A 19,426-nucleotide genomic window follows, 5' to 3' on the forward strand; every position below is an offset into this window, starting at 1 on the left:
TTTCCCAGATATTCTGGGAGCTGCCGGCCGTTGGCGTTTCCGGCATTTGTGGTGTCCGTCCATCCAAGGAGTCAGAATGCCCAAGCCAGTCGCATTAGTTACGGGAGCCTCCACGGGTATCGGCTTCGAGGCGGCGAAGAAGCTCAGCAGCCACGGCTTAATCGTCTATGCCGGCGCCCGCCGGGTCGACAGAATGGAGCCGCTGAAAGCCCTTGGTATCCAGGTCCTGGCGCTGGACGTGACGGACGACGATTCGATGCGTGCCGCCGTCGGCCGTGTCCTGGAAGAGCGCGGGCGGATAGATGTCCTGGTCAACAACGCCGGCTACGGGTCCTACGGGGCGCTGGAACAGGTGGATCTGGCCGAAGGCCGGCGCCAGTTCGAGGTGAACGTCTTTGGCCTTGCCAGGATGACGCAGCTGGTCCTGCCGGCCATGCGGAGTGCGGGGCGGGGCAGGATCATCAACATCTCGTCCATCGGCGGCAAATTCTACGAGCCTCTCGGTGCCTGGTACCACGCCACGAAGTTCGCCGTCGAGGGCATGAGCGATGCACTGCGGCTGGAACTCAAGCCGCACGGCATCGAGGTAGCCATCATTGAACCGGCGAGTACGCTGAGCGAATGGGGCCGGATTTCCGCTGACGGGCTGCTGGCCAGCAGCGGCGAGGGGCCGTACGCTGCCCAGGCAAGGCACATGGCGGATGTCCTGGCGTCCACGGACAGGCCTGAAACGTCAACGCAGCCGGCGGTGATTGCGGCGGCTGTCCTGCACGCGGCCACGGCTGCGCGTCCCCGGACCCGGTATCCGGTGGGCAGGGGAGCGGCGGCCATTCTGGGACTTCGGCGGGTCCTGCCGGACCGGCTCTACGATGCGGTGGTCATGGCAGTCCTGAAGCGTGTCGCCGGATGAGCCCCAGCTGAAGGTCAGATCCGGTATTCGATGTCGTATTCGGCCGGATCCACAGCGGGCTTGGTTTCGCGCTGGGCATCGCGGTGGCGCCACTTGGCGGGCACCCCGGTAACGATCGATTCCGGTGGCGCATCCTTGACCACCACGGCGTTGGCGCCCACGGCGCTGTCCCGGCCGATAGTGATGGGTCCCAGGATTTTGGCTCCGGCACCGATGGTGACCCGGTCTTCAATGGTGGGGTGGCGCTTGACCTTGGCCAGGGAGCGGCCGCCCAGCGTGACGCCGTGGTAGATCATCACGTCTTCGCCGATTTCGGCGGTCTCGCCGATGACCACACCCATGCCGTGGTCGATGAAGAAGCGCCGGCCGATCGTGGCGCCGGGATGGATCTCGATTCCGGTCAGGAAGCGGCCCAGCTGCGAGACCAGCCGCGCCGGGAACCGCAGTCCCGAGGTTTGCCACATCCGGTGCGTCAGCCGGTGGATCCAGATGGCGTGAAGCCCGGAATAGGCGAAAAAGTTCTCAAAAGAACCTCGGGCCGCCGGGTCATGTGACCGGGCGGCGTCGAGGTCTTCCTTCAGTCTTGCGAAAAAGCCCACAAAGTTCTTTCTACAGGAAACGGGGCGACAACGGACTGATCAGCCGCGGATGTCGTCATAGAGCACGGTGGAGATGTAACGCTCACCGAAGTCGCAGACAACCGCCACGATCAGCTTGCCGGCATTCTCCGGACGCTTGGCGAGTTCCAGGGCACCCCAAACGATGGCGCCGGAGGAGATGCCGCCGAGGATGCCTTCCTTGACGCCGAGTTCACGGGCGACACGGACGGAATCCTCCAGCGTGGCATCCAGGACTTCGTCGTAGACGTTGGTGTCCAGGATTTCCGGGATGAAGTTCGCACCGATGCCCTGGATCTTGTGCGGCCCGGGAGCGCCGCCGTTCAGGATGGCGGAGTCCTTCGGTTCGATGGCAACAATCTGGACCTCAGGCTTGCGCTCCTTCAGGACCTGGCCGACGCCGGTGACGGTTCCGCCAGTGCCGATGCCGGCGACGAAGATGTCCACCTTGCCGTCGGTGTCGGACCAGATTTCCTCGGCGGTGGTGGTGCGGTGGATCTCAGGGTTGGCCTCGTTGGCGAACTGCTGGGCCCAGATGGAGTTCTCTGTGTTGGTCACGATTTCCTGGGCCTTGTCCACGGCGCCGCGCATACCCTCGGAACCCGGGGTCAGCACAATCTCGGCACCGAACGCCCGGAGCATGACGCGGCGTTCGGTGGACATGGTCTCGGGCATGGTCAGGATGACCTTGTAGCCGCGGGCTGCGCCCACCATGGCCAGGGCGATGCCGGTGTTGCCGGAGGTGCCTTCAACGATGGTGCCGCCGGGCTTAAGGGCGCCGGACTTCTCAGCGGCGTCAACGATGGCCACGCCGATGCGGTCCTTGACGCTGTTGGCCGGGTTGTAGAACTCGAGCTTGACGGCCACAGTGGCGTCCAGGCCCTCGGTGAGCCGGTTCAGGCGGACCAGCGGGGTGCCGCCGACTAACTGCGTTACATCGTCATAGATCCGTGCCATGTAGATATGCCTATCTCTCAAGTGTGAATACTGAGGTCAGCCTAACGATGGCTGAGCAGCCGCTGCTAAGCATTAAGCCACGCAGAGTAATATTTCCTGGCCTTGGCGAGCTTCGGATTGATGATCACCTGGCAGTAACCCTGCTCGGGATACTTGGCGTAGTAATCCTGATGGACGTCCTCCGCGGTATGGAACCGTGGCAGCCGACTGACCTCGGTCACGATCGGGTGCGACCACAGTGCCTGGTTCCGTTCGATGGCTTCCTCGAAGAGAATCTTCTCTTCGGTGGTTTCATAGAACATGGACGAGCGGTACTGCGTGCCCGCGTCGTAGCCCTGGCGGTTAAGCGTGGTGGGATCGTGCAGCGCGAAGAACATGTCCAGGATGATCTCGGCCGGGATGATGGTCTCGTCAAAAGTGACTGCAACTACCTCAGCGTGGCCCGTGGTCCCGCCGCAGACGGAGTAGTAGTCCGGCTGGGGGTCGTGGCCGCCCGTGTAGCCGGAAACCACCGACGCGACGCCCTTGGTTTTCTGGTAGACAGCGTCAAGGCACCAGAAGCAGCCCCCGCCAAGAACAAAAGTTTTCATGACCTCTTCAATGGTTGAGCGCGCCGGATGATTCCCTGACTACCCTACGAGATTTTGAAACATGCCGGGCAAATGGCCGGATGGGGTAAAACTGGGAGCATGGAACCTGCAGACATCGGTGTCACACATGCGGACAAGCACGACGACGGGACGCTATTCGGCGAGGACGCTACAGCGGACGGTCCGGCTGCTCCCACCCTGGGCCAGGTGCTGCTGGCGGTCGAGGAACTCTGGCCCGAGTCCCTGGCCGAAAACTGGGACGAAGTGGGGCTTGTGGCCGGCCATCCGTCTGCGCCCGTTACGAGGGTGATGTTCGCCGTTGATCCGACGCTTACGGTGATCGAGGAAGCCGTGGAGCGGGGTGCGGAGCTCCTGATTACCCACCACCCGTTGCTCCTCAAAGGCGTCACGTCAGTGGCGGCCACCACCGCCAAAGGACAGGCCATCCACCGGCTGATCGAGTCTGGAACCGCGCTGTTGACCGTCCACACCAACGGTGATTCCGCCGTCGGGGGCGTTTCCGATGTCCTGGCTGACGCGCTGGGACTGGAGGGCGTTGTCCCGCTGACGGTTGCCGCGAACGGACTGCCCGAGGAAGGCATCGGACGCGTGGGGGACCTGGCTGACGTGATGAGCCTGGGCGATTTCGCTGCCCGGGTGTTCGGCATCCTGCCGTCCGTAGCCGGGGGAGTCCGCGTGTCAGGGGACAAGGACGGCCTGGTGCGGCGCATTGCGGTGTGCGGCGGCGCGGGCGATTCCCTGTTCAACGAGGTGCGGGCCAACAACGCCGACGTCTATGTCACCGCCGACCTCCGCCACCATCCTGCGTCCGAAGCGCGCGAAGCGGCAGTGAACGGCCGGCCGTACCTGATTGACGTCTCGCACTTTGCCAGCGAGTGGTTGTGGCTTCCCGCCGCGGCGTCGGCACTGGGTAATGTGCTCGCCGATCAGGGCCACGACGTCGAGATCCAGGTAAGCACCACCAACAGCGATCCGTGGGACTTCATTCTGACTCCGGGCGGGGACTAGAGTCTATAGAGCGCCGATACGGTGCCCGGCTTCGGCCGGATTGGATTTAGCGGAGGTAAATAGTGGCCAAGGCAGCACCGGCGGAACAGTTGAAGTTGCTCGAACTGCAGGGGCTGGACGCAAAGCTCAAGTCCCTGTCCAACCGCCGTCGCGCCCTGGAAACCGATCCCCGGATCGAGGACCTGCAATCTGCCCTGTCCGTCGCCAACGGTGAACTCGGCTCCGCCAAGATGGCCGTCCATGACGCCGAATCTGAGCTGAAGCGCGCCGAGGCCGACGTCGAACAGGTCGCCTCCCGCATCGAACGCGACGAAGCCCGGCTCAACAGCGGAACGGGGCTGTCCAAGGACCTCGTTGCCCTGCAGAAGGACATCGCATCGCTGAACAAGCGCCGCTCGGACCTTGAAGACGTTGAGCTGGAAATACTGGAACGCCTGGATTCGCTGCGCGAGCGGCAGGCTGCCCAGCAGGTCATCGTGGACAACGTCCAGGGCTCGTTCGGCGGCATCCGCGCCGAACTCGATGAAGCCCTGGCCGAAGTAGCCGCTGAAGCGGCCGTTGTCCGTGGCAAGCGTGCCGAATTCGCTGAAGGACTTGACGCCGGGATGCTGGCGGTCTACGAAAAGACGCTGGCGAAGCGGGGAGTGGGCGCCGCCCGGTTGTTCCACGGAACCTCTGAGGCCTCCGGAATGAAGCTGAGCCCCGGAGACCTCGCCGAGATCAAGGCCGCCGCCGCAGACGTCATTGTGTTCTGCCCGGATTCGGGAGCCATCCTGGTGCGCACCGCCGAGTGGAACACGCCCGCCCCAACTAGCTAGCAGCCCGCCCCAACTAGCTAGCAGCCCAAGTAGGTCGCACTAACTGTCGTTTTGAACGCTCAAAACGACAGTTAGTGCTACCTAGTTGGGCAGGAGAATATTCAGGGCATGCGGCTTCCGCGCTGAACCATCCACCAGCTCCGCGTCCCATTTTTCGCGCGCGGCCTTCAGCAGTAGCGCCGGGGTCTGCGGGGCGTTGCCGCGGCGGGCCAGCAGGTGCCGCGCCAGCTCGCCGCGGGTGTGCTTGGCGAAGTGGCTGACCACCTTGCGTACGCCGTTGACCTCGGTGAAGACGTTGACGGCCACCGTCTGAGCCGGCGGCGGTGCCCATGCCGCGGCATACGTGCTGGAGCGGCAGTCCACGAGCAGGTGCCCGGACACGGACTCCGCGAGGGCCTCCGAAAGCTGTGGCTTCCAGAACGAGGCGAGGCGGCCGACGTTGGGCAGTGCCGTTCCCATCGACAGCCGGTAGGCGGGTACACGGTCGGCGAAGCGGATGGCACCCCATAGTGCCGAGATCACCAGCACCGAAACATCGGCCTTCCGGCGCTGCGCGAGGGTCAGGGATTTGTAGCCAAGGGCGTCGTACAGAACGCCCGAATAGATCTGGTGCGCAGGGGCCGCCGGTTCGGCATGGAGGCGGGTGTTGCGTTCGACGTCGTCCTGCAGCGATGCGCCGACGCCCAGCAGGGCGAGGGCATCCTCATGTGCGCTGACCGTCCCCAGTGCCTCCAGGACCTTGGCCCGGTAGGTGTTGAGTTCGGGAAAGCTCAGTGACGGCCAGTCGACGGCGGACCCGCGGACTGCCGGGGTCTTGCCTTCGGAAGGGGGAAGCAGAATCAGCACCGTACGATCCTACCGGCGACGGCGGTTCCCCCTTCCGGCGGTAGACTGGCTGCGGATGGGTTGACCAGGCGGCCGCGCGTCACGCAAGTGACTCGAGGAACGTCCGGGCTCCGCAGGGCAGGGTGGTGGGTAACGCCCACTCGGGGTAACCCGCAGGCCAGTGCCACAGAGAACAGACCGCCTGCGTCTTCCGGCAACGGAAGGTCAGCAGGTAAGGGTGAAACGGTGGTGTAAGAGACCACCAGCTTCCCGGGTGACCGGGAAGGCTAGGTAAACCCCACCCGGAGCAAGGCCAGACAGGACACGTTTGAGGGCTGCCCGCCCGAGTGTCCGGGTAGGCCGCTGGAGGGCGTCGGCAACGGCGTCCGTAGATGGATGGCCGCTACTCCCGCGCTGGTAACGGCACGGGAGCACAGAACCCGGCGTATCGGTCAACCCATCCCACCACCATCACCCGGCACGGACCTGCCCCGCATGTGAGTGATTTCACGCTGGCGGCGGCGGTCCGCGGGGGCTGCTCCAGCCTAGAATGAAGAGCGAACGTAGAGGTTCTGCCGCCGGGTCTGCGTTCGCAGCCGGCGGCCTTTCTTTACGCTTCTCCACGGCACCCGGGATGGACTGCATCCTGCCGGTGCCAGAGCCCCTGGACAACATCAGGTGGCCGCCAACCGCGTACGACGACGTATGCGGCTGAACCGAGGAAGGTAGTTCTGTGAGCCAGACGTCAGATTCTTGTCTTGATACGTGGATGGGCCGGGAGGCTCTCGCCGAGGCCATGATTCCGGTGATTGGCCGGCTGTACCGCGAAAACAACGTGGTGACCAGCATTCACGGCCGCAGCCTGATCAACAAGTCCACCATGAACATCCTCAAGGCGCACCGTTTCGCCCGCCGCATGAGCAACACCGAGCTCCTGCTCGAAGAGACCGCACCGCTGCTGAACATCCTGGCGCAGCTGGAGCTTGGTGCGGCAGCTATCGACGTCGCCCGCCTGGCGGAGAAGTTCAAGGCAGAAGGCGACGGCGCCACCCTGGAAGAGTTCCTCCGCGCCGAACTTGCCGAGGTAGTGGGCAAGCGCGGCGGCGATGACCGCACCAGCACCGACGTTGTGCTTTACGGCTTCGGCCGGATCGGCCGCCTGCTGGCCCGCCTCCTGATCGAAAAGGCGGGCGGCGGCCACGGCCTGCGCCTGCGCGCCATCGTGGTGCGCCGCGGCTCGGACAAGGACCTCACCAAACGCGCCAGCCTCCTGCGCCGCGACTCGGTCCACGGCTCCTTCGAGGGAACCATCCGTGTGGACGAAGACGCCAACACCATCACCGCAAACGGTGTCCAGGTCCAGGTCATCTACTCGGACAATCCCGCCACGATCGACTACACCGCCTACGGCATCCACAACGCCCTGGTGGTGGACAATACGGGACGCTGGCGCGACGCCGAGGGCCTGTCGCAGCACCTGCAGAGCAAGGGCGTTGCCCGCGTTCTCCTCACGGCACCGGGCAAGGGCGAACTCAAAAACATTGTGCACGGCATCAACCACCGCACCATCGAGGACACGGACCAGATCGTGTCCGCAGCGTCCTGCACCACCAACGCCATCACCCCGGTCCTGAAGGCCATCAACGACAAGTTCGGTGTAATCCACGGCCACGTGGAGACCGTCCACTCCTTCACCAACGACCAGAACCTGATCGACAACTTCCACAAGGGCGACCGCCGCGGCCGCTCCGCCGCGCTGAACATGGTGATCACCGAAACCGGCGCCGCCAAAGCCGTGGCGAAGGCGCTGCCCGAGCTGCTGGGCAAGCTCACAGGAAGTTCCATCCGCGTCCCCACCCCTGACGTCTCCCTGGCCATCCTGAACCTCAGCCTGGAAAACGGCACCACCAAGGATGAGGTCAACAACTACCTCCGCGAGATGTCACTGCACTCTGACCTGCGTAAGCAGATCGACTACATCGACTCACCTGAAGTGGTTTCCACGGACTTCGTCGGCTCCCGCCGCGCCGGCATCATTGATGGCCTGGCCACGATCTCCAACGAGAAGAACCTGGTCCTCTACGTCTGGTACGACAACGAGTTCGGCTACAGCTGCCAGGTAGTCCGGGTTATGGAAGAGATGGCCGGCGTCAACCCGCCGTCCTTCCCTGCCAAGGAACCCGCTGCTGCCTTGGCCGCAATCGCTGTCTAGAGGCTCGCCTGCCGGGCCGGCTGCCCGACATTCCCGGCTGATTCACTGGAATCAGCCGGGAATCGGGACCACACTGGTGGCATGGATAACGAAACTCTCCACGAGACCACCCTTGAGCACGCCCTCGACGTCGCCAAGGCCAACCACAAGGAAGCCATCAGGCTCCTGGACCAGGCGCGCACGTCCCGGATGTCCGGCGACGTCGGGGAGGACCGGGTGCGCCAGCTCGAGGGGCTCCTCCAGGTTGCCGAAGAAGACCTGCGCCGCGTGGCCCGGGAGCAGTAACCGGTCCTAGCAGGTAGGTGGCCTGCCCGGCCACTCTTCCTCCCCAATGTGGACAACTGCTTCAGTGTCAGAGGCGTGGCCTAGGCTCTTCTGGTGCATTACATTTCCCGAAGAGCAGGTTGCCCATGACCGTCAGCTGGCGTGCCTACCGCCGTGCCCGCCGCCGCTCGAGGCAGGCCTGGACTTTCCTGGCGGTGCTGGCACTGTCAGTGGTGGGCTCTGCGGTGTGGTTTTTCACTGCCGGCCAGTTCGCAGCGGCAGAACCGGCAATCGCAGGACCCAGCGAGGCGCCTGTTTTCGACGGGACCTGGATGAAGCCCGTGGTTCCGGTTCACGTAGTACCGCAGGGGAGTGCACGGGACGCCCTCGAGGGGCTGGCCGTCAAGGGGCGGGCTCCCAAGGACAACTACCAGCGTGAGGCCTTCGGGCAGGCCTGGCTGGACGTGGACCGCAACGGCTGCGACACCCGCAATGACATCCTCCGGAGGGACCTGACCGCCGTGGGCTTCTCGGAGGGGTCCAAATGCAGGGTAGCGACAGGGGCCATCCAGGAGCCGTACACGGGGAAAGCCATGGAGTTCCGGCGTGGCCCGGAGAGCAGCAAGGAAATCCAGATCGATCACGTCGTGGCGCTCAGCGACGCGTGGCAGAAGGGCGCGCAGGGGCTGACCCCGCAGCAGCGCCAGAGCCTGGCCAACGATCCGCTGAACCTCATCGCTGCGGACGGTCCCGCCAACCAGCAGAAGAGCGCAAGCGACGCGGCCACCTGGCTGCCGAAGAACAAGAACATCGGCTGCCACTATATTGCCCGCCAGATCTCGGTGAAGGCGTCCTACGGACTATGGGTCACGCAGCCGGAGAAGGATGCGATGAAGCGTGTCCTGGACTCGTGCCCGGACCAGCCAACCATCAGCGCCCGGTAGTGCGTGGCCTGCGCCGGTTTAGTGGCCGAACGGGTCCGGATCCACGCCGGGCATCCAGGTCAGCCCGGGCACGCCCCAGCCGCTCTTCTTGGCCTGTTTCATGGCCTTCCGGGCATAGCGGTCCGTCAGTCGGTTGACGTAAAGTTTTCCGTCGAGGTGGTCGTATTCGTGCTGGATCACCCGGGCGAACCAGCCTGTCGCTTCGAATTCAACCGGCTGCCCGTAGCCATCAAAGCCTTCCACCCGTGCCCACTCCGCACGCTTGAGCGGGTATGCGCCGCCCGGAAACGAGAGGCAGCCCTCTTCCTCGTCGTCGGGGTCGGGCACGGCGCCGGAGATTTTGGACAGCGTCAGCACGGGGTTGACCAGGGCTCCGGTGGGGGGAGCGCCGTCGTCATTGTCGTACTTGTAGATGAAGATTCTCTTGCCGACCCCAACCTGGGGCGCCGCCAGACCCACGCCGTTGGCAGCGTCGTTGGTTTCAAACATGTCCGCGATCAGGGTGCGCAGTTCGTCGTCGAACACCTCCACCTCTGCGGCGCGGCGGTGCAGCACCGGTTCTCCCCAGACGGTGATTGGCAGAACTGTCATGTCAGGCGGCCCTTCGTGCGTGCGGCGTGACGCCGGCGTTATGCAAAAAAATGGAGGCCGCACCGGATATCCGGTACGGCCTCCAACTGGACGGCTGTTACTTCCGCCCTATGAGGGTGAGCTACGGGGGTTGAACCCGCGACCTCCTGGACCACAACCAGGCGCTCTGCCAACTGAGCTAAGCCCACCATGTGCCCCGCAGATTTCCGGTGATCCGGTGTTCTGGAAAGGCAACTCAAATAGCTTACCTGCTGTTCGGGGGTGCTTGTGCCACTTTTGGGGCTTTTGCGAAAATTTCCGCCAAACGTGGTGCAGATTACTCTTTGGGGATACCTGCTGTGCCGGGCGTGGCAGTGATGCGCTGGGCGACTTCGCGGGCCGTTGCGCTGTCAGGTCCGGGAGCCGGTACAAAAACCGCCTCGCGGTAGTAGCGTAGCTCGTCGATGGAATCATGGATGTCCCCCAGGGCGCGGTGGCCACCCTTCTTGGCGGGGGACTGGAAGTAAGCCCGGGCGAACCAGCGGCGGGAGAGTTCCTTGATGGTGCTCACGTCGATCACGCGGTAATGCAGGTGTTCTACGACGGCCGGCATGTCGCGGGAGAGGAAGACGCGGTCGGTCCCCACGGAGTTGCCGCCCAGCGGTGCCTTCCGCGGGTCCGGCACCCACTTTTCGATGTACTCCATCACGGCGGCCTCGGCCTCGGCCATGGTCTTGCCGTGCGGCAGTTCCTTGAGCAGCCCGGACCGGGTGTGCATGTCCCGGACGAAGTCGTTCATCTGGGCAAGGGCAGCATCCTCGGGCTTGATCACCACGTCCACACCGTCGCCGAGAATGTTGAGCTCTGAGTCCGTCACCAGCGCCGCCACCTCGATCAGGGCGTCGTTCTTGATGTCCAGGCCGGTCATTTCGCAGTCGATCCAGACGATGCGTTCGTTAGATATAGGCACCGGACCAGCCTACCGTTTAGCTCCGGCGCAACCGTCCGATGCTAGGATTTCGGGTACATGGGGGCGAGGATTTTGCCGCCGTGCTGTGCCTGCGCGGCCCGGGCGGCCACTGCCGCCCGCGGGGCTGGAGCGCCGAATGCAAAGAGATTGGACGATCCTGAGATGACGGCGCCTGTGCCTGCAACGGGGGAGATGGCCGCCAGCGTGGTCCCGGAGTCCGCAGCGGCTGAAGTGGATAACGCCAGGTCTCCCATCCTTGCCGGTCTTGTCGGCTCTGTCCTTATGGTTATCGGATCCCTCGGCGTCGGCTGGCTGGCCCCCGTTTCCGAACTTCGCCGGGTGCCGATCTTTATCTGGATGCGCACGGAGGCCATCGGCGTTGCCCTGGCCATCGTGCTGGTTGCGGTGGGCGGCATGCTCCTGGTCCGTTCCTGGCTGAGGCTCGGCCAGCGGGTCCGCGTGTGGGGGCCGGCGGCGCGAAAGGCAACGCTGCAGGCCATCGCCGCGTGGGGCCTTCCGTTGATGTTCACCGTCCCGCTCTTCAGCCGCGACGTGTATGCCTACATAGGTCAGGGCAGGCTGATGGTGGAGGGCTTCAACCCCTACGAGAACGGCATCTCGGCGCTTTCCAACTATTTCCAGCTTGGCGCCGACAAACAGTGGACCGAAGCTCCCGTGCCGTACGGCCAGCTGTTCCTGTGGATTGAGCAGTTTGTGGTCTGGTCCACCAACGTCCAGCCCGAGGCGAGCGTCATGCTTTTCAGGCTCGTTGCGCTGTTTGGCGTGGTCCTCTGCGTCATTTTTGTGCCCAAGCTGGCAGAGCTTCACGGCGTCAATCCGCACCGCGCCTTGTGGCTCACCGCGGCCAACCCCCTGTTCCTCACCAACTTCATCGCCAGTGTCCACAACGATGCCCTCATGATCGGGTTGGCCCTTGCCGGGCTGTACTACGCGGCCACCAGGCGCGTGGTGCTGGGCATAGTCCTGGTCACACTTTCCATCGCCGTCAAGCCCATCACCATCGTTTTCCTGCCGTTCATCGGCCTGATCTGGGCAGGCAAGAATGCCGGTTGGCCGCGGAAATTCCTATTCTGGGGACTGACGGGAGGGCTGAGCCTGGCCATTCTGTATGGGCTGAGCCTGGTCAATGGTTTCGGCTTCGGCTGGGTCAACGGGCTGTCCGCCCCTGGCAGCCTCTTCATCTGGTACGCGCCGGTGGGCCTGGTAGGGCTCGTGGTCGCTTCCGTTTCGAATGCCTTCGGCCTCGACGGGTGGACCATCGCAGACTGGGTGTTCGACGCCGGCAAAATACTTGCCATAGGCATCGTCGCCTTCCAGATCTTCAAGGGTGAGCATGAGCGGCTGATTCGCCGCCTCACCTTAGCCTTTGCGGCCATTGTGGTGCTGGCACCGATGATCCAGTCCTGGTACGTGGTGTGGCTCATCCCGCTGTTCGCGGTGACGGGCATCCGCAATGACTGGCAGGTCAAAGCCCTGTATTTCATCGTCTCGTTCTTCATGATCTACGCCATTTCCGACCAGCTGGAGGTATTTCCCTACCTCCAGACCGAGGACCTGGGACTTGCTTTGGTCCTGGCCCGGTTCGCGGCGGCGATTACCGGCCTGCTTTTTGCCATGTACCTGATTTTCATGGATCCAGGCACCAAGCGGCTTTTCCGGAAGTCGGCGGAGCCGGTGACCGAACGCCCCGTTATCTAGTCTCCGCAGGCGCCGCTATCCGGCGCCCGCGATTCCCGCCGTCGTGCCTTGTTCCAAATGCCGCAAGGCTTCCTTCCGGGATAGCGGACTCAACTGGGTTCCCTTTTCCACCACGAAATTGCGCACCCAGTCCGGGTCCGTCTTGGCGTATTCCCGAAGCGCCCAGCCAATGGCCTTCTGGATGAAAAACTCCGGGTCCGCCAGGTTCGGCTCGATCACGGCCCGCAACAGGGCCTGATCCGTGCGGATCTTGGCCTTCAACTGCGAGGTGATGGCCGACCGCCTGATCCAGAAGTCATGGTCTGTACTCCAGGCCAGCATCAGTTCGGTCATCATTGGCCGGTGGGCCTGAAGAAGCCCGACGATACGATGCGACACCCCGTCAACGAAGTCCCACCACGCGCCGGTGCGGATGATCTCCTCATAGATAGGGAGCATCAGCTGGTCACGGGCCACTAACCGGAGGCCCGTCAGGTCAATGGCTGCATAGCGTTCCTCGCGCACCGTGGAGCCGCGCCAGAGCTCAAGCACCGTGCCCCGCAACTCGCCCGCCGACGTAAAGGGATGGGCGCCGGCCGCGGCCAGCGCCAGCCGCCTGACCTCCGGGACCCTGACGCCCAGTGACGGCAGCGTGGACTTCATATACGCCTGCGCTCCGGCTGCCCGCACCGGGTCCGTCCGCTCCCGCAGCGCCGCGCGGACGGTGTGGAGCAACACGCGGTTCGGAGCCTCCGTGGCCGGAGCTGCCGTGTCCGAAGGCTCCTTGTCCAGCGATTCCTCATTCGGCGATAATCCGTCCATGCTGCAACTGTAGCGAGGCGCCGGCGACGTGGATGCCGGCGGGTTTGTCCCCAGCGGGACGGCTCTAGAGTGGGACCAGACAAACTGCACGCTCCCTTGGGCCGTGCGACCCGACGTCGGAGGTTCCCTGCATGTCCATGATCAAGACTCCCGAACAGATTGCCCTGATGCGCGAAGCCGGGCGGGTGGTGGCAAACACCCTGGCGGCCGTGCGTGAGGCGGCCGGAGTAGGCGTCACCCTGCGTGACCTCGACGCACTGGCCGCAGAGACCATAGCCAAGGCAGGAGCCACACCGGCCTTCCTGGACTACCACCCGCGCTGGGCCTCAGTTCCCTTTCCCGGAGTGATCTGTGCCAGCGTGAATGACGCCGTGGTCCACGGGATCCCCGACGGATACACGCTCCTGGACGGTGACCTGCTCAGCGTGGATTGCGGGGCATTCCTGGACGGCTGGTGCGGCGATGCCGCCATCAGCTTCATTGTGGGAACACCCGATCCTGTGGACCAGGCCCTCATCGATGCCACGGACGCCGCCCTGGCACGGGGGATCGAGGCCGCCAGGATCGGCAACAAAATGGGCGATCTTGCCTACGCGATCGGCGGCGCCGCGCGGCGGGCAGGCTACGGGCTGCTGGCTGACCACGGCGGCCACGGGATCGGCTGCACCATGCACGCAGAACCGCCCGTTCCGAACGACGGCAGGCCGGGCCGCGGGATCAAGCTGACCGAGGGCCTGGTCATCGCCATCGAGCCCATGCTGATCCAGGGCCGCAAAGACGACTACTACCACGACGACGACGAATGGACGCTGCGCTCCGCCAACGGACGCCGGGCCGCCCACAGCGAGCACACGGTTGCCATCACCGCTGATGGCCCGCTGATCCTTACCCTTCCGTAGGTCCGGTGGTTCCGGCCGACAGTTCAGTCGGTACTGCGGTCCATCCCATCCTGTCCAGCCAGGCCGCACACAGAGATGTCCATTGATCCGGACCCGGCAGCTCACGGGCCAGGCCGAGGCCATGGCGGCCCTGTGGAAAAACGTGGAGTTCGGCCGGCACGCCGGCGCGGACCAACGCCCCCGCGTAGGAGAGGCTGTGGCGGACCGGTACCGCCGCATCATCGGCGGTGTGCCACACAAAGGCCGGCGGCGTGGCGGCCGTGACCTGGAGATCGGGGGACAGCGCCCGGAGCAGATCGTCCGACGGCGACCCGCCCGCTAAGTTGTCCACTGACCCCTGGTGGACCGCGTCCGTGAAGGATACAACCGGATAGCACAGAATCGTCAGGTCCGGAAGGGCGGCCTCGACATCCAGCGAGGCATTTCCGGTGGCGACCGCCGTCGACAGCGTTGCCGCAAGGTGGCCGCCGGCCGAGAAGCCCAGGACGCCCACCCGCGTGTTGTCCACCGCCAGGCCAAGGGCGCCTTCGCGGATCGCCAGAAGGGCCTCCTTGCCGTCCTCCAGCGGCGCCGGATGGCGGTGCGGGGCAACCCTGTACCGCAGCACATAGGCATGGATCCCCAGCGCGGCGAGCCACTCGGCAACCGGCTCTGACTCGTGGTCGGCCTGTCCTGCATACCCTCCACCGGGAAGGACGAGAACCGCCGGGCGCGGCCCTGCATTGCCGCGGGCAGGCACGGCAGTCAATGAGCCCGGGAGCATCCTCAGGCCACCGACCCGGCGCTGCTCGGTTGTGCCACGTCAGTGCTGCGCCGGAGTGTGACCTGGCCGGTTATCGGGGACGATCCGGCGTCGTTGGACGCCAGGCCGGCCGCGCTCCAGGCGGCCTGCCGTCCGATCTCCTCCAGGGGAAGGTGCACCGTGGAGAGGGCCGGGCGGAAATCACGAAGGGTCTCAATGTCGTCAAAACCGGCAACAGCGGCGTCCCGCGGGATCCGCAGTCCCTCGGCGCGCAGCGCGGCGGCGGCCCCGATGGCCATAACATCATTGACGGCAAAGATGCAGAGCCGTTTTGTCCCGCCCCCGGGTTGGGACGCTGTGATCCGTGCAGCCAGGGCGAGGCCGGCCTCGAACCCGCCGGCACGGTTGAAGTCCGTGCGGATGACGTCCGCGGCAGGCAGGCCGGCGCTGGCAAGACCGTGCTGGAACCCACGGATCCGGTCGTCGGACGTGAACAGCCCTTCCGGGCCGCCGATGATGACGAAGTCTTCTTCGCGCGACGCGGCCAGCTCAGCCGCGAGCTGCGCGGCCAGCTCCTCATTGGGCACACGCACCACGTGGTAGCCGTCCGCTGCGGTGGCGCCCACAATCCCGTGGCCGATCACGCCCACGTGGCCGCCGTTGCGGCAGTAGCGGTCCAGTTCGGCAGCGAGTTCGGTGTTGCCTTCCCGGTCCCCGGCGCGGGAAGTCCGCGATCCTGCGATCACGATGGAATCGGCGCGGCGTGCGGCGAAGGCAGCCACGGCTTCCTTCTCACTCTCCGGGGCGCCCTCGGTGGTGGCCAGCAGTACCATCTTGTGCTGTTCCCTCGCGGCTTCCTGGACGCCGCGGGCGATGGCGGCAAAGTACGGATCGGCGATGTCGTGCACGATCAGCCCGATGAGCCCGGAGCTGGACTTGGCCAGCCCCTGTGCCTGGGCGTTGGGAATGTAGCCGAGGGATTCGGCAGCCTGGCGCACCCGGTCGGCAATATCCTTGCCCGGTATCCGGGCGGAGCCGTTCAGCACGCGGGAGGCGGTGGCCGGCGAAACGCCCGCCAGCCGGGCCACCTCGGTGAGGGTACTTGCAGCCACAGCTTCTCCTGTTCGTACAGACTTTCAGCGCTAAGGGCGCCGACTTCAGTATGGCAGTTTTGAGATACCCGGGGAAAGCGCTTGCCAATGCCGAGCTGAACGGTGCATGATGGATGCAGTGGGAATGCGCTTTCCCAATACAGCTTGAGTAACATTGCTCACTCACCGTGGAGGACACATGGGCTTCGAAACAAAGACGATCCGTATCGCCATGAACGGCATTACCGGCCGGATGGGTTACCGCCAGCACCTGCTGCGTTCCATCCTTCCCATCCGCGACGCCGGGGGATTCACACTGGAGGACGGCACCAAGGTCCAGGTGGAGCCGATCCTGGTAGGCCGCAATGAAGCCAAGATCCGCGAGCTGGCAGAGCTGCACAAGGTGGCCGAATGGACCACCGACCTGGATTCCGTGATCAACGATCCCTCGGTAGACATCATCTTCGATGCCTCCATGACCAGCCTCCGTGCCGCCACCCTGAAGAAGGCCATGCTGGCCGGCAAGCACATCTTCACCGAAAAGCCCACCGCCGAAACCCTCGAAGAGGCTATCGAACTGGCCCGCATCGGCAAGGAAGCCGGCGTCACGGCCGGCGTTGTGCACGACAAGCTGTACCTGCCCGGCCTGGTCAAGCTCCGCCGCCTGGTGGACGAAGGCTTCTTCGGCCGCATCCTGTCCATCCGCGGCGAATTCGGCTACTGGGTCTTCGAAGGAGATGTCCAGGCAGCGCAGCGACCGTCCTGGAACTACCGCAAGGAAGACGGCGGCGGCATGACCACGGACATGTTCTGCCACTGGAACTACGTCCTCGAAGGCATCATCGGCAAGGTCAAGAGCGTTAACGCCAAGACCGCCACGCACATCCCGGCGCGCTGGGACGAGGCCGGCAAGGAGTACAAGGCCACCGCCGACGACGCTTCCTACGGCATCTTCGAACTCGAGACTCCGGCGGGCGATCCGGTCATCGGCCAGATCAACTCCTCCTGGGCCGTCCGCGTCTACCGCGACGAACTGGTGGAATTCCAGATTGACGGCACGCACGGTTCTGCCGTGGCCGGTTTGAACAAGTGCGTAGCCCAGCAGCGCGCCCACACCCCCAAGCCCGTCTGGAACCCGGACCTGCCCGTCACGGAATCCTTCCGCAGCCAGTGGCAGGAAGTCCCCGCCAACGCCGAGCTGGACAACGGCTTCAAGCTGCAGTGGGAGGAATTCCTCCGCGACGTCGTGGCCGGCCGAGAGCACCGCTTCGGCCTGCTGTCGGCAGCCCGCGGCGTACAGCTCGCCGAGCTTGGCCTGCAGTCCAACGACGAACGCCGCACCATCGACATCCCGGAGATCACGCTCTAATGACTTCCCTGATCCTTCCCACGCACGACGGCGGCACCCGCGAGTACCGCCTCCAGGGCGGCGTGTCGTGGGCCCGCCCCACCGCCCCGCTCACGTCGCGGCGGGCCTACGCCGCCGCGCACGTCATTCCCGAGGTCCTGGCGGACAACACGCCAGGTGCCCCGGCCAGCCTCGACTGGGATGCCACCATGGCGTACCGGCACGAACTCTGGTCCTACGGCCTGGGTGTTGCGGACGCCATGGACACGGCCCAGCGCGGCATTGGCCTGGACTGGGCCGCAACCCAGCAGCTCATCAAGCGCACCGGTGTGGAAGCCGCTTCGGTGGTCTCCGCCGGAAATGCCGCCACCGCCGGCAAGACTGTCCGCGATCTCGTCTCCTGCGGCGCCGGCACCGACCAGTTGGACCTTGCCACGCTGCCCACCGGCAGCGCGGGTCTTGCCGCCGTCCTGGACGCCTACCGGGAGCAGATCGCCGTCGTCAGTGAAGCCGGGCCCAAGATCATCCTGATGGCCTCCCGGGCGCTGGCCCGCGTGGGCGCCGGTCCGGACGACTACCTGCACGTCTACTCAACGCTGCTGCAGGAAGTGGACCAGCCGGTCATCCTGCACTGGCTCGGCACCATGTTCGATCCCGCGCTGGCCGGTTACTGGGGTTCTGACGACGTCGCTGCCGCGACCGAGACGTTCCTGGCCCTGATCCGCGAGCACGCGGACAAGGTGGACGGCGTGAAGGTGTCCCTGCTGGATGCTTCGCATGAGGTTGCCCTGCGCGCTGCCCTTCCCGAAGGCGTCCGCCTCTACACCGGCGACGACTTCAACTACCCGGAACTGATCGACGGCGACGGCAGCCACCACTCGGACGCGCTGCTGGGCATCTTCGCGGCGATCTACCCGGCGGCTTCGGTTGCGCTGCAGAACTACGACGCCGGCAAGGCTGCGGAAGCGCGCGCCATCCTGGACTCCACCCGCGAGCTCGGCAAACACATCTTCAGCGCCCCCACGTTCTACTACAAGACCGGGATCGCCTTTATGTCCTGGCTTAACGGCAAGCAGCCCGGCTTCCAGATGGTGGGCGGCCTGCACTCCGGCCGCTCCGTCTGCCACCTGGCCAAGACCTTCGAACTGGCCGACAAGGCAGGGCTGCTGAAGGATCCGGCGCTCGCCGCGTTCCGGATGTCCGACTACCTGCGCATCAACGGAGTGGGAGTATGAGCGACTTTTCACGGCTTTCCCTGAACAGCGCCACCACCAAGAATTTGACCCTTGCCGAAGTGGTTGATGGCTGCCTCCGCGCGGGAATCCCCGCGATCGCCCCGTGGCGCGACCGGGTTGAAGAAGCGGGGCTGTACAAGGCCGCGAAGCTGATCAAGGACGCGGGCCTACGGGTCTCCTCCTTATGCCGTGGCGGCTTCCTGACTGCGGCTGACGCCGACGGCCAGGCCGCTGCCCTGGCGGACAACCGCGCTGCCGTCCTCGAGGCGGCTGCGCTGGACACCAGGGAACTCTTCCTGGTGGTCGGCGGACTGGCGCCGGGGGAGAAGGATGTGGTGGCTGCACGCCAGCGGGTGGCAGACCGCCTTGCCGATCTTGTGCCGTTCGCCTCGGAGAACGGCATCCGGCTGGTGCTCGAACCCCTGCACCCCATGTACGCCGCGGACCGCGCCGTCATCTCGACCCTGGGCCAGGCCTTGGATCTTGCAGCCCCGTTTGATGCGCAGGCGGCGGGCGTCGCCGTCGACACGTTCCACGTCTGGTGGGACCCGGAGCTGAAGGCGCAGATCGAACGCGCCGGCAGGGAACGGCGCATCGCCTCCTACCAGGTGTGCGACTTCAACATGCCCATCGCGGCCGATCCGCTGCTGTCCCGGGGCTTTATGGGCGACGGCGTCATTGACTTCGCCACCATCAGCACCTGGGTCAGGGACGCCGGGTATGCCGGGGACATCGAGGTTGAAATCTTCAACCAGGAGATCTGGGACGCCGACGGCGACGTTGTCATGGAGACCGTCAAGGCGCGCTACGCGGAACTTGTCCTGCCTTACGCCTGAGAAACGGCAATTCCACACCAGTCACACAATGAAAAACACCCCGGTCTGC

20 protein-coding genes, 1 tRNA gene and 1 other RNA gene are annotated in these 19,426 nt (G+C 65.0%); 12 read left to right on the forward strand and 10 right to left on the reverse strand.

All coding sequences use genetic code 11. The features are described 5' to 3' along the window. Nucleotides 1-76: 76 nt before the first annotated feature. Nucleotides 77-910 (forward strand): oxidoreductase, encoded by an 834-nt coding sequence (locus AC50YA_RS02170; RefSeq protein WP_494980730.1) that lies wholly within the window; start codon nucleotides 77-79, stop codon nucleotides 908-910. 14 nt (nucleotides 911-924) lie between these two features. Here the strand turns inward: AC50YA_RS02170 and epsC are convergent, their stop codons facing one another. The 3 genes from epsC to msrA all read right to left on the reverse strand — a co-directional run bounded on the left by epsC (nucleotide 925) and on the right by msrA (nucleotide 3,074). Continuing rightward, entirely contained in the window at nucleotides 925-1,509 is a 585-nt protein-coding gene (epsC, locus tag AC50YA_RS02175; RefSeq protein WP_494980731.1) for a serine O-acetyltransferase EpsC, read from the reverse strand. A 39-nt stretch (nucleotides 1,510-1,548) separates the two neighbouring features. Further along, nucleotides 1,549-2,484 carry a cysteine synthase A gene (gene cysK, locus AC50YA_RS02180; RefSeq protein WP_494980732.1) on the reverse strand — a complete coding sequence of 312 codons (936 nt, stop codon included), beginning with the start codon at nucleotides 2,482-2,484 and terminating at the stop codon, nucleotides 1,549-1,551. A 65-nt stretch (nucleotides 2,485-2,549) separates the two neighbouring features. After that, nucleotides 2,550-3,074 carry a peptide-methionine (S)-S-oxide reductase MsrA gene (msrA, locus tag AC50YA_RS02185; RefSeq protein ID WP_494980733.1) on the reverse strand — a complete coding sequence of 175 codons (525 nt, stop codon included), beginning with the start codon at nucleotides 3,072-3,074 and terminating at the stop codon, nucleotides 2,550-2,552. A 99-nt stretch (nucleotides 3,075-3,173) separates the two neighbouring features. Here msrA and AC50YA_RS02190 point away from each other — a divergent pair, with 99 nt between their 5' ends. Together AC50YA_RS02190 and AC50YA_RS02195 are read left to right on the forward strand one after the other, a co-directional pair. Then, nucleotides 3,174-4,103, forward strand: a complete 930-nt coding sequence (locus AC50YA_RS02190; RefSeq protein ID WP_494980734.1) for a Nif3-like dinuclear metal center hexameric protein — start codon at nucleotides 3,174-3,176, stop codon at nucleotides 4,101-4,103. Nucleotides 4,104-4,165: 62 nt separating this feature from the next. Beyond that, on the forward strand, nucleotides 4,166-4,921 hold the full coding sequence (locus AC50YA_RS02195) for a zinc ribbon domain-containing protein (protein WP_494980735.1): 756 nt from the start codon (nucleotides 4,166-4,168) through the stop codon (nucleotides 4,919-4,921). Nucleotides 4,922-5,002: 81 nt separating this feature from the next. Here the strand turns inward: AC50YA_RS02195 and AC50YA_RS02200 are convergent, their stop codons facing one another. Further along, a complete protein-coding gene (locus tag AC50YA_RS02200) occupies nucleotides 5,003-5,767 on the reverse strand; it encodes a YaaA family protein (protein ID WP_494980736.1) in 765 nt (254 codons plus the stop codon). Between the two features lie 56 nt (nucleotides 5,768-5,823). On the opposite strand from AC50YA_RS02200, the gene rnpB reads away from it, so the two are divergent. From rnpB to AC50YA_RS02220, 4 genes are all read left to right on the forward strand, one after another. Then, nucleotides 5,824-6,210, forward strand: an RNA gene (gene rnpB / locus AC50YA_RS02205) — RNase P RNA component class A. Nucleotides 6,211-6,479: 269 nt separating this feature from the next. Beyond that, nucleotides 6,480-7,958 (forward strand): glyceraldehyde-3-phosphate dehydrogenase, encoded by a 1,479-nt coding sequence (locus AC50YA_RS02210; protein WP_494980737.1) that lies wholly within the window; start codon nucleotides 6,480-6,482, stop codon nucleotides 7,956-7,958. Between the two features lie 81 nt (nucleotides 7,959-8,039). After that, complete coding sequence (locus AC50YA_RS02215; protein WP_494980738.1) at nucleotides 8,040-8,243, forward strand: hypothetical protein; 204 nt, start codon at nucleotides 8,040-8,042, stop codon at nucleotides 8,241-8,243. Nucleotides 8,244-8,368: 125 nt separating this feature from the next. Further along, nucleotides 8,369-9,166, forward strand: a complete 798-nt coding sequence (locus tag AC50YA_RS02220; protein ID WP_494980739.1) for an HNH endonuclease family protein — start codon at nucleotides 8,369-8,371, stop codon at nucleotides 9,164-9,166. Between the two features lie 18 nt (nucleotides 9,167-9,184). Here the strand turns inward: AC50YA_RS02220 and def are convergent, their stop codons facing one another. The 3 genes from def to orn all read right to left on the reverse strand — a co-directional run bounded on the left by def (nucleotide 9,185) and on the right by orn (nucleotide 10,706). Further along, complete coding sequence (gene def / locus AC50YA_RS02225; protein ID WP_494980740.1) at nucleotides 9,185-9,757, reverse strand: peptide deformylase; 573 nt, start codon at nucleotides 9,755-9,757, stop codon at nucleotides 9,185-9,187. A 115-nt stretch (nucleotides 9,758-9,872) separates the two neighbouring features. Continuing rightward, nucleotides 9,873-9,945: transfer RNA gene (locus tag AC50YA_RS02230), tRNA-His, on the reverse strand. Nucleotides 9,946-10,073: 128 nt separating this feature from the next. Then, entirely contained in the window at nucleotides 10,074-10,706 is a 633-nt protein-coding gene (gene orn, locus AC50YA_RS02235) for an oligoribonuclease (RefSeq protein ID WP_494980741.1), read from the reverse strand. 162 nt (nucleotides 10,707-10,868) lie between these two features. Here orn and mptB point away from each other — a divergent pair, with 162 nt between their 5' ends. Continuing rightward, nucleotides 10,869-12,425, forward strand: coding sequence for a polyprenol phosphomannose-dependent alpha 1,6 mannosyltransferase MptB (gene mptB, locus AC50YA_RS02240; protein WP_494980742.1), 1,557 nt, complete (start codon nucleotides 10,869-10,871; stop codon nucleotides 12,423-12,425). Nucleotides 12,426-12,440: 15 nt separating this feature from the next. Here mptB and AC50YA_RS02245 read toward each other — a convergent pair whose 3' ends face one another. After that, a complete protein-coding gene (locus AC50YA_RS02245; protein ID WP_494980743.1) occupies nucleotides 12,441-13,226 on the reverse strand; it encodes a DNA alkylation repair protein in 786 nt (261 codons plus the stop codon). A 131-nt stretch (nucleotides 13,227-13,357) separates the two neighbouring features. Between AC50YA_RS02245 and map the strand changes: the two genes are divergently transcribed. Further along, entirely contained in the window at nucleotides 13,358-14,125 is a 768-nt protein-coding gene (map, locus tag AC50YA_RS02250) for a type I methionyl aminopeptidase (protein WP_494980744.1), read from the forward strand. Here map and AC50YA_RS02255 read toward each other — a convergent pair. Both AC50YA_RS02255 and AC50YA_RS02260 read right to left on the reverse strand, forming a co-directional pair. Then, on the reverse strand, nucleotides 14,112-14,888 hold the full coding sequence (locus tag AC50YA_RS02255; RefSeq protein WP_494980745.1) for an alpha/beta hydrolase: 777 nt from the start codon (nucleotides 14,886-14,888) through the stop codon (nucleotides 14,112-14,114). The genes map and AC50YA_RS02255 overlap by 14 nt on opposite strands. A 2-nt stretch (nucleotides 14,889-14,890) precedes the next feature. Continuing rightward, a complete protein-coding gene (locus AC50YA_RS02260) occupies nucleotides 14,891-15,979 on the reverse strand; it encodes a LacI family DNA-binding transcriptional regulator (RefSeq protein ID WP_494980746.1) in 1,089 nt (362 codons plus the stop codon). A 178-nt stretch (nucleotides 15,980-16,157) separates the two neighbouring features. Between AC50YA_RS02260 and AC50YA_RS02265 the strand changes: the two genes are divergently transcribed. From AC50YA_RS02265 to AC50YA_RS02275, 3 genes are read left to right on the forward strand one after another with little or no spacing between them, the layout of a single operon-like run. Beyond that, the gene (locus AC50YA_RS02265) at nucleotides 16,158-17,327 is read left to right on the forward strand and encodes a Gfo/Idh/MocA family protein (protein WP_494980747.1); all 1,170 of its coding nucleotides are present in this window, start codon (nucleotides 16,158-16,160) and stop codon (nucleotides 17,325-17,327) included. After that, a complete protein-coding gene (locus AC50YA_RS02270) occupies nucleotides 17,327-18,541 on the forward strand; it encodes a dihydrodipicolinate synthase family protein (protein WP_494980748.1) in 1,215 nt (404 codons plus the stop codon). Before AC50YA_RS02265 ends, AC50YA_RS02270 begins: the two co-directional genes overlap by 1 nt. Beyond that, nucleotides 18,538-19,377 (forward strand): sugar phosphate isomerase/epimerase family protein, encoded by an 840-nt coding sequence (locus AC50YA_RS02275; RefSeq protein ID WP_494980749.1) that lies wholly within the window; start codon nucleotides 18,538-18,540, stop codon nucleotides 19,375-19,377. The genes AC50YA_RS02270 and AC50YA_RS02275 overlap by 4 nt, the downstream gene beginning before the upstream one ends. Nucleotides 19,378-19,426: the final 49 nt, after the last annotated feature.

The organism is Pseudarthrobacter sp. RHLT3-21 (genome assembly GCF_059383495.1).